Origin of the sequence: Streptomyces sp. NPDC059037 (assembly GCF_042740015.1) — a bacterium.
Taxonomy (GTDB): Bacteria; Actinomycetota; Actinomycetes; order Streptomycetales; family Streptomycetaceae; genus Streptomyces.
Genome location: NZ_JBHYIG010000025.1, coordinates 34728 through 46289 on the forward strand (window position 1 = coordinate 34728; position 11562 = coordinate 46289).

Annotated in this window: 10 protein-coding genes and 1 pseudogene; 6 read left to right on the forward strand and 5 right to left on the reverse strand. The window is 72.0% G+C overall.

Annotated elements, in window-relative coordinates:
* Window position 1: 1 nt before the first annotated feature.
* Entirely contained in the window at window positions 2-658 is a 657-nt protein-coding gene (locus ACFWY6_RS08345; protein WP_384687443.1) for a GntR family transcriptional regulator, read from the reverse strand.
* A 156-nt stretch (window positions 659-814) separates the two neighbouring features.
* Here ACFWY6_RS08345 and ACFWY6_RS08350 point away from each other — a divergent pair, with 156 nt between their 5' ends.
* The 4 genes from ACFWY6_RS08350 to ACFWY6_RS08365 all read left to right on the forward strand — a co-directional run bounded on the left by ACFWY6_RS08350 (window position 815) and on the right by ACFWY6_RS08365 (window position 5315).
* Window positions 815-2302: an NCS1 family nucleobase:cation symporter-1 gene (locus ACFWY6_RS08350; protein WP_384687444.1), complete on the forward strand. Its 1488-nt coding sequence runs from the start codon at window positions 815-817 to the stop codon at window positions 2300-2302.
* Window positions 2303-3022: an aspartate/glutamate racemase family protein gene (locus tag ACFWY6_RS08355; RefSeq protein ID WP_384687445.1), complete on the forward strand. Its 720-nt coding sequence runs from the start codon at window positions 2303-2305 to the stop codon at window positions 3020-3022. It abuts the gene before it with no gap.
* A gap of 199 nt (window positions 3023-3221) precedes the next feature.
* Window positions 3222-4220, forward strand: a complete 999-nt coding sequence (locus ACFWY6_RS08360; RefSeq protein WP_384687460.1) for a glycoside hydrolase family 6 protein — start codon at window positions 3222-3224, stop codon at window positions 4218-4220.
* A 42-nt stretch (window positions 4221-4262) separates the two neighbouring features.
* On the forward strand, window positions 4263-5315 hold the full coding sequence (locus tag ACFWY6_RS08365; RefSeq protein ID WP_384687446.1) for a methyltransferase: 1053 nt from the start codon (window positions 4263-4265) through the stop codon (window positions 5313-5315).
* A gap of 70 nt (window positions 5316-5385) precedes the next feature.
* Here the strand turns inward: ACFWY6_RS08365 and ACFWY6_RS08370 are convergent, their stop codons facing one another.
* Window positions 5386-5820 carry a RidA family protein gene (locus ACFWY6_RS08370; protein WP_384687447.1) on the reverse strand — a complete coding sequence of 145 codons (435 nt, stop codon included), beginning with the start codon at window positions 5818-5820 and terminating at the stop codon, window positions 5386-5388.
* 113 nt (window positions 5821-5933) lie between these two features.
* Here ACFWY6_RS08370 and ACFWY6_RS08375 point away from each other — a divergent pair, with 113 nt between their 5' ends.
* Window positions 5934-6776 carry an alpha/beta fold hydrolase gene (locus ACFWY6_RS08375; protein WP_384687448.1) on the forward strand — a complete coding sequence of 281 codons (843 nt, stop codon included), beginning with the start codon at window positions 5934-5936 and terminating at the stop codon, window positions 6774-6776.
* Window positions 6777-6799: 23 nt separating this feature from the next.
* On the opposite strand, the gene ACFWY6_RS08380 is transcribed toward ACFWY6_RS08375, so the two are convergent.
* The 3 genes from ACFWY6_RS08380 to ACFWY6_RS08390 are packed head-to-tail and all read right to left on the reverse strand — an operon-like array spanning window position 6800 to window position 10146.
* Complete coding sequence (locus ACFWY6_RS08380; RefSeq protein ID WP_384687449.1) at window positions 6800-7798, reverse strand: TolB family protein; 999 nt, start codon at window positions 7796-7798, stop codon at window positions 6800-6802.
* Window positions 7795-9135, reverse strand: a complete 1341-nt coding sequence (locus tag ACFWY6_RS08385; RefSeq protein ID WP_384687450.1) for an MFS transporter — start codon at window positions 9133-9135, stop codon at window positions 7795-7797. Before ACFWY6_RS08385 ends, ACFWY6_RS08380 begins: the two co-directional genes overlap by 4 nt.
* A 9-nt stretch (window positions 9136-9144) precedes the next feature.
* A complete protein-coding gene (locus ACFWY6_RS08390; RefSeq protein WP_384687451.1) occupies window positions 9145-10146 on the reverse strand; it encodes a metallophosphoesterase family protein in 1002 nt (333 codons plus the stop codon).
* Window positions 10147-10320: 174 nt separating this feature from the next.
* Between ACFWY6_RS08390 and ACFWY6_RS08395 the strand changes: the two are divergent.
* Window positions 10321-11562 (forward strand): annotated as a pseudogene (locus ACFWY6_RS08395) (hypothetical protein); the annotation flags it as partial.

Here is an 11562-nt window from a genome sequence, read left to right on the forward strand (position 1 = left end):
GTCAGTCCGCCTCCTCGCCGAAGAGATGCCACACCGTGGAGCGGTAGTTGGTCCGCACATGGACCAGCGCATGCGCCCGTGCGCGCTCCGCGTCCCCCGACGCCACCGCCTCGTACAGCTCACGGTGTTCCTCAAGCAGGTGGGCCCACTCCTCGTTTCGCCGCGTCATCCACCGAAGCCGCCCGTCGACCGGTTCCATGACGGACGTCAGCAGGCTGTTGCCCGCCATCGCCAGGATGCGGTCGTGGAAGCGGGTGTTGATGTCCGTGATCGCCTCGGCGTCCGCCGTGCGGGTCGCCTCCGCCGCGCTGTCGAGGAGGGCCGAAAGCTCCGCGAGGCCCTCCTCGGTGGCCCGCTGCGCCGCGCGCCCCGCGGCGAAGACCTCCAACGCCTCGCGCAGTTCGAAGAGTTCGGTGACGTCGGTGCGGGTCAGCCGGCGCACCACGGTCCTGCGCGGCGTCTCGAAGGTGATGAAGCCCTCGGCGACCAGCGCCCGGATCGCCTCGCGCACCGGGACCCTGGACACCCCCAGGCGGTCGGCGAGTTCGCGTTCGACCAGGCGGTCGCCCGGGCCGAGGCGTCCGGCGATGATCTCCTGCCGCAGCTCGGCGAGCACGCGTTCGCGTACGGCGCCCAGCGGCTGCTCCACGGTCGTCATGGTGTCCATCATTGCCGAACCCCGCATCGATTTACCGATTCGTAACCGTACGGACATTGCCGGGCGCCGCCGGGGGCGGGAGTATGGCGGCACTTTGGTATACCAAACTTTGGTATACCAAAGTGCCGCACCTCCGTCCCCAGCTCAGGAGGCCCCGTGTCCCTCGCCCAGCGCGCCGACTCCCCCGGCGCGACACACGACTTCGTCCCCGATCCCCGGCTCACCAACGAAGACCTCGCCCCCAGCGCCGAACGCAAGTGGAAGGTCTTCGACCTCTTCGCCCTGTGGATGTCCGACGTCCACAACCTCGGCAACTACACCTTCGCCGCAGGCCTGTTGGTGCTCGGGCTCAACGTCTGGCAGATCTTCACCTCGCTGCTCGTCGGCTTCGTACTGATCTACGCCGGAATGAACATGATGGGGCGCATCGGCCAGCGCCACGGCGTGCCGTTCCCCGTGGTCAGCCGCATCAGCTTCGGTGTCTGGGGCGCCAACATCCCCGCCCTCATCCGGGCCGTGATCGCCATCATGTGGTACGGAATCCAGACCTACCTGGCCTCCATCGCGGTCAACGTGATGCTCATCGCCGCCTTCCCGGGCCTGGAGTCGTGGACCGAGGGCTCCTTCCTCGGGCTGCACCCGCTCGGCTGGTGTTCCTTCGTCGCCCTCTGGCTGGTGCAGGGGCTGATCATGACCCAGGGCATGGAGTCCGTACGGAAGTTCCAGGACTTCTGCGGGCCCGCCATCTGGGTCGTGATGATCGCCCTCGCCGTGTGGATCCTCTGGAAGGCCGGCTGGACCATCTCGCTCACCAGCACCCCGAACCCCGTCTCCACGGGCGAGCAGGTGCGGCAGTGGTTCGGCGCCATCGGGCTCATCCTCGCCACCTACGGCACGCTGATGCTCAACTTCTGCGACTTCTCGCGCTTCGCCCCCGACTACCGCACCGTCAAGCGCGGCAACTTCTGGGGACTGCCCATCAATTCGACCGCCTTCGTGATCCTTTCGGTGGTGGTCACGGCCGGGAGCCTGGAAGTCTTCGGGAAGGCCATCACCGATCCCGCCGAACTCGTCGCCGAGATCGGCAACACCTGGGTGCTGATCTTCGGGGCGCTCACCTTCGCCGTCGCCACGATGGGCGTGAACATCGTCGCCAACTTCGTCTCGCCCGCGTACGACCTGGCCAATGTCTGGCCGCAGAAGATCACCTTCAAGATCGGCGGACTCATCTCCACGGTCGCCGCCCTCCTTGTCACGCCGTGGAACCTGTACTCCAACCCGACCGTCGTGAACTACTTCCTCGGGGGGCTCGGCGCCTTCCTCGGGCCGCTGTTCGGCATCATCGCCGTCGACTACTTCTGGGTGAAGCGCGGCCGCATCGACACCGAGGCGCTCTTCAAGGCCGAGCCGGGATCGCCGTACTACTACAAGAAGGGCGTCAACCCCAAGGCGCTCGCGGCCTTCCTGCCGACGGCGGGCTTCGCGGCGGTCTGCGCCTTGGTGCCGTTCTTCGACTACGTCGCCCCGTACTCGTGGTTCATCGGGACCGCGACCGCCGCGCTGCTGTACGGCGCGCTGTGCCGCTCGGAGCGGACCGCCTCGGCCGTCGGGTCCGCCGAGGCCCCGGCCGCGGTGGAGGGCTAAGTGCGCATCGTCGTCACCAACTGCAACACCACGCGGTCGATGACCGAGGAGATCGTGCGCGGCGCCCGGGACGCGGCCGCCCCGGGCACCACGATCACCGGGCTCACCCCAGCCTGGGGCCCCGAGTCCGCCGAGGGGTGGCTCGACAGCTATCTCTCGGCGGCCGCCGTCCTCGACACCTTGCGTGGTCACGAGGGTTCGTACGACGCCGTGGTCATGGCCGGTTTCGGTGAGCACGGACGCGAGGGCGCCCGGGAGCTGCTCGACGTGCCCGTCGTCGACATCACCGAGGCGGCCGCCCATCTGGCCTGTCTGCTCGGGCGGCGGTACGGCGTCGTCACCACCCTCGACCGGGCCCGCGGCCAGATCGAGGACAGCCTGCACACGGCGGGCGTCGCGCGGAACTGCGCGGCCGTCGTCGGCACCGGGCTCGGCGTCCTCGACCTGGGGGACGAGGAGGCCACCCTGCGCGCCTTCCTCGGTGCCGCCGGGCGGGCGCGGGACGCGGGGGCCGAGGTCCTGGTGCTCGGCTGCGCCGGGATGACCGGGCTGCAGGAGAAGGTCGGCGCCGCGCTCGACATGCCGGTGGTCGACGGTGTGGCCGCCGCCGTGAAGCTGGCCGAGTCGCTCGTCGGGCTCGGCCTGACCACGAGCCGGATCGGCGGATATGCCAAACCCCTCCCGAAGAGCCGTACTTGGGCGCCGCCGCCGTCGGAGTGATGTTCGGGAACGATCCGTCGCGCGACCGGCGGGGGAAAGTGCCCTGCGCGGGCCGGACGGCCCCAGACTCCGTGCAGCGCGCCGGGCAGGTCCGGCGCCGAGCAACTGGAGGTGCCCGGTGTCGCAGTCGACCGTCCGGTCCGGCGGGGCCCGTCCCCGTCCCCGCGCCGTCCTTCGCCGTACCGTCCGCTCCGGGCTCCTGGCCGCCGCGCTGCTGCTCGGCGCGGCGGCGAGCGGGTGCACTGAGGCGCCCGGGGCTTCTGTGACTTCCGGGGCTTCCGGGGTGTCTGGAGTATCCGGCGCGTCCGGGTCCGTGCCGCAGGACACCGCCTTCTGGGTGGAACCGGACAGCTCCGCCGCCCGCCAGGCGGCCGAGTGGCGACGCCAGGGCCACACCTCCCAAGCGCTGCTCATGGACCGCATCGGCGGCCGCGCCCAGGCCGTGTGGCTGCACGACGAGCAGCCGGGGCAACAGGTCCGCACGGTCACAGGGGCGGCGGCCGAAGCGGGACGCGTCCCCGTACTCGTCGCGTACTACATTCCGCACCGCGACTGCGGCGACTACTCGCACGGCGGCGCGGCGAGCGCGGCGGAGTACCGGCTGTGGATCGAGGAGTTCGCGGCGGCGATCGGCGACCGTGCCGCGTACGTGATCGTCGAACCGGATGCCGTCGCGCAGGAGGTGGCGGGCTGTGCGATGGCCGACGCCGAGGAGCGGTACGCGCTGCTCGCGCACGCCGTCGACCGCCTCAAGGCCCGCCCGAACACCAAGGTGTATCTCGACGCGGGCAACGCCGGCTGGATCCCCGACGAGCAGCGCCTGGTCACCCCGCTGCGGCAGGCCGGGATCGCCGGGGCCGACGGCTTCGCGCTCAACGTGTCCAACTACCAGACCGACGCGGTCAGTTCGGCGTACGGCCATCGCCTCGCGGCCGGTATCGGCGGCGCCAAGCACTTCGTCGTCGACAGCAGCCGCAACGGCAACGGCCCCTACACCGGCTCCGACTTGGCCTGGTGCAACCCGCCGGGCCGCGCCCTCGGCACCCCGCCCACCACCGGCACCGGCGACGCCGCGCTCGACGCCTACCTGTGGATCAAGCGCCCCGGAGAGTCCGACGGCACCTGCCGGGGCGGGCCGCAGGTCGGGGAGTGGTGGCCGCAGTACGCTCTGGGGCTCGCGAGCCGGGCCAAGAGCTGAGCGCTCCGAGGTGCGCGGACAAAGAGGGACAGGGAGGCGACCATGACAGAGACGGCCCCGCAGGACCCGGAGAGCGAGGGCGACAGTGCGCTGCGGGCCTGGCGGACCACCGGGCCGCTGATGGACCTGATCACCCCCATGGCCCTGCGCACGGCCGCCACACTGGGCATCGCCGATCTGATCGCCGACGGCTCCGGGCAGATCGACGACCTCGCCGGGCGCTCGGGGACCGATCAGGACGCGCTCGGCCGGATGCTGCGCCACCTGGTGTGCCACGGCGTCTTCACCGAGCCGGAGCCCGGGCGCTTCGGGCTCAACGGCACCGCGGAGCTGCTGCGTTCCGGTCATCCGGCGCAGCTGCGGAGCTGGCTCGACCTCGACGGTTTCGGCGGCACGATGGACCTGGCGTTCACCGGCCTGATGCACACCGTCCGCACCGGGGAGCCCGCCTGGGAGAAGGTCTTCGGCGCCCCGTTCTGGCCCTATCTGGCGGCGCATCCGGACATGGCGGCCTCCTTCGACGCCACGATGTCGTCCGGCGCGGCCTTCGTGGCGGACGCGGCCGGAGGCTACGACTGGTCCACGGCCCGGCACGTGACCGATGTCGGCGGCGGCGTCGGCGCGCTCCTGTCCGAGGTGCTCGCAACCCACCCGGGCCTGCGCGCCACCCTGCTCGACCTCCCCGAGACCGCCGAGCGGGGCCGGGAGTTCCTCGCCGCACGCGGCCTCGCGGACCGGTGCGAGATCGTCGGGCAGAGCTTCTTCGACCCGCTGCCCGCCGGCTCGGACGTGTACATCCTCAGCGGAGTGGTGCACGACTGGGGCGACACGCAGGCCCGTGCCGTCCTGCGCCGGTGTGCCGAAGCGGCCGGGGAGCACGGCCGGGTCGTCGTCATCGAGACGTCCGCCGACGACCCGGCGTCCTTCGCGGAGATGGACCTGCGCATGCTGGTCCTCGCGGGCGGCCGGGAACGCAGCGTCGACGAGTACGCGGCCCTGGCGGCCGACAGCGGGCTGCGCGTCGCCGGCGTATACACGACCCCGCTTGGCCAGGTGATCCTCGACTGCGTGGCGCGGTCGGCCGCGGCCCCGTAAGGGGCGCGGGGAACTGCGCGACCAGCCCTCACCGGCCCGCGGCTTCATCACCGCACTCCCCGCGGAGCGCTCAGGGGGCCGCCCCGGGACCGGCAGCGGCCTCCGGCACCACGGCCGTGGCGGTGATCTCCACCAGCTGGCCGGGGTACCCGAGGCACGTGGTGCCGAGGAGCGTCGAGGTGTGCGGGCCCGCGTGCAGGGCGGAGGCGCGGACGACCTCCCATGCCTCGCTCAGTGCGCCGCGTTCGTCCCCGACCACGTACACCGTGCTGGCCACCACCTGGGAGAGATCACTGCCGATCGCGCGCAGCGCCTCGTCGAGGTTGGCGATGACCTGCGCGGTCTGCCGGGGCACGTCGCCATCGCCGACGAGGTTCCCCTCGGGGTCGAGCGGCACGGAGCCCGCCATGAAGGCGAGGCGGGCGCCTGCCTCGACGACGGCGGCGTGGGCGTATCCGGGGGGCGGGAAGAGGGTGGGGACCGTGGTGCGGTGGATGGGAGTCATGCCCCTGATCGTGCGGGAGCAGGACGGTCGTACGCATCCGAATTCGGTGGCGCCGAGGGGGCGGGCGAGCTATTTGGTTGCCCGGTCGGCCCCGCGCTGTAAAGATCGCCGCCATGCCCCTCTTCCCCGCCCCTGACGGCACGGACCTCGCCCATCACGTGTACGGCGACGACGCCGGCGCCCCGCTCGTCTGCCTGCCCGGCGGTCCGCAGGACTCCGCGTACCTCGGTGAGCTCGGCGGTCTGTCCGCGCACCGGCAATTGATCATGTTGGACATCCGGGGCACGGGGGAGTCCGCGCTGCCGCAGGATCTCGCGTCCTGCCGGTGCGACCGGCTCGTCGACGACGTCGAGGCCCTGCGGGAGCACCTCGGGCTCGACCGCATCGATCTGCTCGGGCACAGTGCGGGCGCGAACATCGCCGTCCAGTACGCGGCCCGCCACCCCGAGCGGGTCGGCAGGCTCGTCCTGGTCACGCCGAGCACCAGGGCCGTCGGCGTGGCGATCGACGGTGCGACCCGGCGCGAGACCGCGCTGCTCCGCAAGGACGAGCCCTGGTTCCCGGAGGCCTTCGCGGCCCTCGAAGCCATCGTGTCCGGCAACGCCACGGCGGACAGCTGGCAGGCCATCGCGCCTTTTTCGTACGGCAATTGGGACGCGGCGGCGCAGGCGCATCAGGCGGCGGAGGCCGGCCAGCAGAACCCGGCCGTCACCGAGGCCTTCGGCGCCGATGGCGCATTCGAGCCCGAGGCCACGCGCGCGGCGCTCGCCGCGTTCGGGGCGCCGGTCCTGGTGGTCGCCGGGGAGTTCGACCTGGGCGCGCCGCCGGCCGCCGTGGCGGAGGTCGCCGCGCTGTTCCCGGACGCGACGCTCGTCGTGCGGCCGGGCGCGGGGCACTTTCCGTGGCTCGACGACGCGGAGGGATTCGTCGCGCCTGTCGCCCGATTCCTGGCGTGAGATCGCCCGGACCGCGTACGGGGTCAGCGCACCGCGGACGGTGAAGTCCCGCCCTCTACCAGGAGGTTCGGCTCTCCTTCGCCGTCCGCCCGGGTCGTCCAGATGTCCTGCTTGCGGCCCTCCTTGCCGGGAAGCGCGTACGCGAGGGTGTCGTCGTCGAGCCAGGCCGCCTGGTCGTCGACGTTGCGGGACTCGGCAAGCGGGCGCTCGCGCATCGTCCGCAGGTCGAGCACGTACAGGCGCCACGGGTCCGAAGTGCCCTTCCGTACGCGCTTCTTGAAGGCGATGCGGGTGTTGTCGGGGGAGAGGGAGGGGCATTCGACGTTGGTCCGCAGGGTGCGCGCCGCCCACTTCTTCATGTCGCCCTGGACGAGGTACGTCCTCCCCTTCGTCGAGACGGTCGCGTAGAAGCGGTTGTCGTCCTTGGCGAAGGTGACGCCCCAGTAGTTGACGTCGGGGGAGTGGTAGCGGCGGCCGTCGAGGGTGAGGGGGATCTCCTCCATGTTCTTGATGAGATAGCCGGTGCGGGTGTCCAGGATCGACGTACGGGTGGAGAAGGACGAGCCCGCGTAGGAGTCGCCGGTCGCGAACATCGTCCACGACAGCATCCGTCCCGATGCCGAGACCCGGGCCCGGTTGGGGATGCCGGTGAGCGCGATACGGCGCTTTTCCTTGAGCCTGTCGTCCAGGACCACGGCGTACGACTTGGGCGGGATCCCCGAGCGGCGTTGCAGGCACACGGCGGTGCCACCGGCGGCGTAGAACCGCTCGCAGGAGGGGCCGCCTGTGGTGCGCGGCCCCTTGCCGGACGGCAGGGCGGTGCGGGCGACGCGGCCCGCACCGGCCTCCGAGCTGCGGAAGTACAGCTGCCCGGTGTCGAGGGCGAACTCCGATGCCGCGGCGGCCGGTTGGGCGCGCCCGGCGGCGTGCAGCGTGTAGACGACGGCGACCGTGGCGAGGACGGCCGCCGCCACGGACACGGCGATGATCCGGGCGCGCAGGGAGGGTGGTTGCGCGGTCATGCCTGCCTTTCGGGGTTCTGGAGGCTTCCGGTGCGGGGAAGCAGCAGCGCCGCCCCCGCCAGCGCCACCGTGAGGGCGAGCACCGCGCAGGTCAGCGCGGGGCCGATGCCCCACAGCGTCCACGCCGCGCCGAAGCCCGCCGCGGCGACAAGGCGGGTCAGGGCCTGGCCCGTCTGGAGTACCGCCATGCCGCTCGCCCTGCGTCCCCGCGGCAGCACGGGCGTGGCGAGCGCCATCAGGACGCCGTCGGTGGCGGCGTAGAAGATGCCGAGCAGCAGCAGTACGCCGACGAGCAGGGGCAGGCCGTCGGTGGGGCAGAGCAGCAGGACGTACCCGCCGAGCAGTGCCGCGTGCCCGGCCAGGAACGGGACGCGGCGGCCCACACGGTCGGCGAGCCGTCCCGCGGGCACCGCGAGCAGCAGATAGACGGCGGCGGCTCCCAGGGGCAGCAGCGGGAACCAGCTGACCGCGAAGTCGAGCCGCCGCTGGAGCAGCAGATACAGGAAGGCGTCGCCGATGGTGGCCGCGCCGAGCAGCGCCGCCGCGCCGAGGACGCGCCGGAACGCGGGGATGCGCAGGAGGTCAACGACCCTGCCCCGCTTGGTGGTTGAAGGCTCCCGAGGCTCCCGCCGGGTGGCGGCGACAAGGGTGGCGTCGTGCCGCCCCGGTACGAACGCGACCAGCATGAGGACCCCGAGCAGCCCGAAGCAGAAGCTGACCACGAACACGGCGTCGTACGCGTCCGCCGTCGCCCACAGCAGCGCGAACGCGGCGAGCGGGCCGAGCAGCGCGCCCGTCGTGTCCATCGCCCGGTGCACGCCGAAGGCGCGGCCGAGGGTGTCCGGCGGGCTGCTGAGCGAGATCAGCGCGTCGCGCGGCGCGGTGCGCACCCCCTTGCCGATGCGGTCCGCCGCGAGCGCCGCGCCGATCCCGGCCGTGGCGCCGCCCGCGAGGAGCAGGCCGAGCCGGGAGAGCGCGGAGAGCGCGTAGCCGCCGCCCGCGACGAGCTTGTGCCGTCCGCCGCGGTCGGCGGCGTAACCGCCCAGGAGCCGCACGAAGGCGGTCACGCCGTTGTAGAGGCCGTCGAGGAAGCCGAACTGGAGCGGAGAGAGCCCGAGTTGGAGCACGAAGTAGAGCGGAAGGACCGCCGTGACCATCTCGGAGGAGATGTCGGTGACCAGGCTGACCGCGCCGAGGGCGATGACGGGCCCGGCGACGCGGCCGCGCTTGGCCTTGCCCTCGGCTGTCTCCTCGGCTTCCGCCGCGACCTCGGGCTCGGCTTCAGTTGTGGCCTTGGCTTTGGCCTTCGCGACCGCGTCGGTGGATGCCAGATACATCCCGCCGGCTCAGTGGCACTCGTAGGACGGGCTGCTGTCCTTCGTCGCGCCGTCCGTGCCGACGAGGTCCCAGGAGAAGCCCGTGTCGGTGAAGTCCAGCTTCACCACGCCGAAGGTCTCGGTCAGCCGCTTCTCGCTGTTGGGCTGCACTTCCTCGATCTTGTACGGGTTGGCGCCGCCCATGCCGCCGAGCAGCTCGACGATGCCGTTCTCGTCGGCCTCGCCGTCCGCGTTCTGCGGGGCGAACCGCTCGTAGTGGTGGTCGTGGCCGTTGAGCACCAGCTCGGCCTTGTTGTCGTACAGGATCTTCCAGATCGGCCTGCTGACCGGGTCGTTGCCGTGCTCGCCGGAGGAGAAGAGCGGGTGGTGCCAGTAAGCGGCCACGCACTTCTTGGAGTTGGCGGCGAGGTCGGCCTTGAGCCACTCGATCTGCGCGTCGTCGTCGAAGCTGTTGGAGTCGAGCGCGATGAAGTGCCAGTTGTCCTGGTCGTAGCTGTAGTAGCTCTCGCCCTTGGGGTAGGCCACATCGCCGAAGTACGACTTGTAGCCGGCGAGCGCGCCTTCCGGGTCGTACGTCTCGTGGTTGCCCGGGGTCGGGCGGGTCTTGTCCTTGAAGGCGCCCCAGCTGGTGTCGTAGTACTTCTCGAAGTCCCGCAGCCGGGCGTCGTCGTACTGGTTGTCGCCCATCGTCATCACGAAGGACGGGTTGAGCTTCTCGACGAGCGCGGCGGTCTTGGGGTGCTCGCAGCCGCTGTCGTCCTCGGTGCACTGTTCGGCGATGTCGCCGGCGGCGACCGCGGTGAACGCCGCCTTCGCGTCCTTGCCGGTCGGCGCGGCGTCGGCCTCGTCGGCCGGGGACCAGAGCAGCACCCCGCCGACCAGCGCGAGCGACGCGCCTGTGGCGAGGGGGATGGCCCAACGGGCCTTCTTTGCACGGGTCTTGCTTGTGCGGGTCTTGCTTGTACGGGTCTTGCTTGTACGGGTGTTCATGGCGCGGGGGGTGGGCGGCATGTCCGTCTCCTAGATCGGCGTGGGGGCCGTGAGCGGTGTGGGGACCGTTCCGCAGGCATCTTGTCGAGACGACATGTGCGCGTCAATAACGCGGGGCGAACTATTGTTAGGAAAGTTTCCTACCAGCGTTCATCCCGAGGTGGTCGACCTGCTGACTTAGGGTGGCTTTCGGGAATGACGTGCGGGTGGCTGACGGTGAGCGAGGCGGTGAACGTGAGGGCGGTGCGGGTGCGGGACGCTGCCGCGGGCGCCGACGACGCTCTCGTGCCCCCGGAGGCCCGTGAGCTGCTGAGGTCCTGTGCCGCTGTCTTTCTGCCGGCCGAGGTGCCGAGGGAGGGGCGGATCGCGTTCTGGGCGCCGGAGGGGGAGCTTCCGGTCGGGGGTGCGGGTGCGGGCGCAGGGGCGGGTGCGGGGGCGGGGCTTTCTGCCGGGAGTGCTGATGAGGCGCTCCCGGCCCGCGGTGCGGACACGGTCCTGTCCCGTGCCGTCGAGGGTGAGATTCCCGTCGTACGCCGACACGGCAAGGGTGTCCGTACCCGCACCGTTCCCGCGCTGATCCTGCCCGTGGCGGACGCGCTGCCGCTGCTCCTGCGGGCCGAGCCGGTGCACCCGCACCTGCGCCCGCATCCGTACCCGCAACTGCGCCCGCACCCCGCCGTCGCCTGCTGGACCGCCGCCGCCCGGCACGCGATGCACCTGGCCGCGCGGGGGCGGCTGCTGCCCGGTCTTACCGGCGGCGACCTCGACGCCTGGCGGGCGGGACCCCTTGACGAGGCCGACGTCACGCAGCTGCGGGCGATCGCCGCGGCCATGCCCGCACAGGCGCACGCCGTACCGCTGCCCGGCAGCAGGCCCCTCCTGCTGCCCGAGCCGCTCGCCCTGGTCAGGGCCTTCGTCGACGCGGTGGTGGACGCCCTGCCCCGTACGCCCGCCGCGGCTCACGCCGTCGGGGCGCCCTTCGCCGCGCGCGAGCCGCAGCGGCTGGCGGGCGCGCGGGAGTGGGCTGCGGAGGTGGCGGCCGGGATGGATGCCGGGGTGCGGGTGTCGCTGCGGCTCGATCTGCGGGCGCACGAGGTGTTCGACAGGGCGGAACCTGCCGATGGCGAAGCCTCCGGTGGCGGTGAGGGCGCGGCCGCGGCGGTGGTTGCAGCCGCAGCTGTGGTTCAGGTGCACAGCCTCGCCGACCCCACGCTCGTCGCGGACGCCGCCCAACTCTGGGCGGGGGCCGACCACTTCGGTCCGCGCGCCCGCGTCGACACGCTCCTCGCCGTGCGCCGCGCCGCCCGCGTCTGGCCGCCGCTCGCCCGGCTCCTCGAACGGCCGCTGCCTGACGTACTGCCGCTGAGCGAGGAGGAGTTGTACGAACTGCTCGGCGCGGCCCCCGCCCCCCACCGCGCGGCGGGCGGGGCCGGGCCC

Excerpts from the sequence above, each read along its gene's own strand:
- ACFWY6_RS08385 (WP_384687450.1), bottom strand. The coding sequence starts at position 9,135 with ATGTATCTGGCATCCACCGACGCGGTCGCGAAGGCCAAAGCCAAGGCC.
- ACFWY6_RS08370 (WP_384687447.1), bottom strand. The coding sequence starts at position 5,820 with ATGACTCCCATCCACCGCACCACGGTCCCCACCCTCTTCCCGCCCCCC.
- ACFWY6_RS08345 (WP_384687443.1), bottom strand. The coding sequence starts at position 658 with ATGACGACCGTGGAGCAGCCGCTGGGCGCCGTACGCGAACGCGTGCTC.
- ACFWY6_RS08375 (WP_384687448.1), top strand. The coding sequence starts at position 5,934 with ATGCCCCTCTTCCCCGCCCCTGACGGCACGGACCTCGCCCATCACGTG.
- ACFWY6_RS08390 (WP_384687451.1), bottom strand. The coding sequence starts at position 10,146 with ATGCCGCCCACCCCCCGCGCCATGAACACCCGTACAAGCAAGACCCGT.
- ACFWY6_RS08380 (WP_384687449.1), bottom strand. The coding sequence starts at position 7,798 with ATGACCGCGCAACCACCCTCCCTGCGCGCCCGGATCATCGCCGTGTCC.
- ACFWY6_RS08365 (WP_384687446.1), top strand. The coding sequence starts at position 4,263 with ATGACAGAGACGGCCCCGCAGGACCCGGAGAGCGAGGGCGACAGTGCG.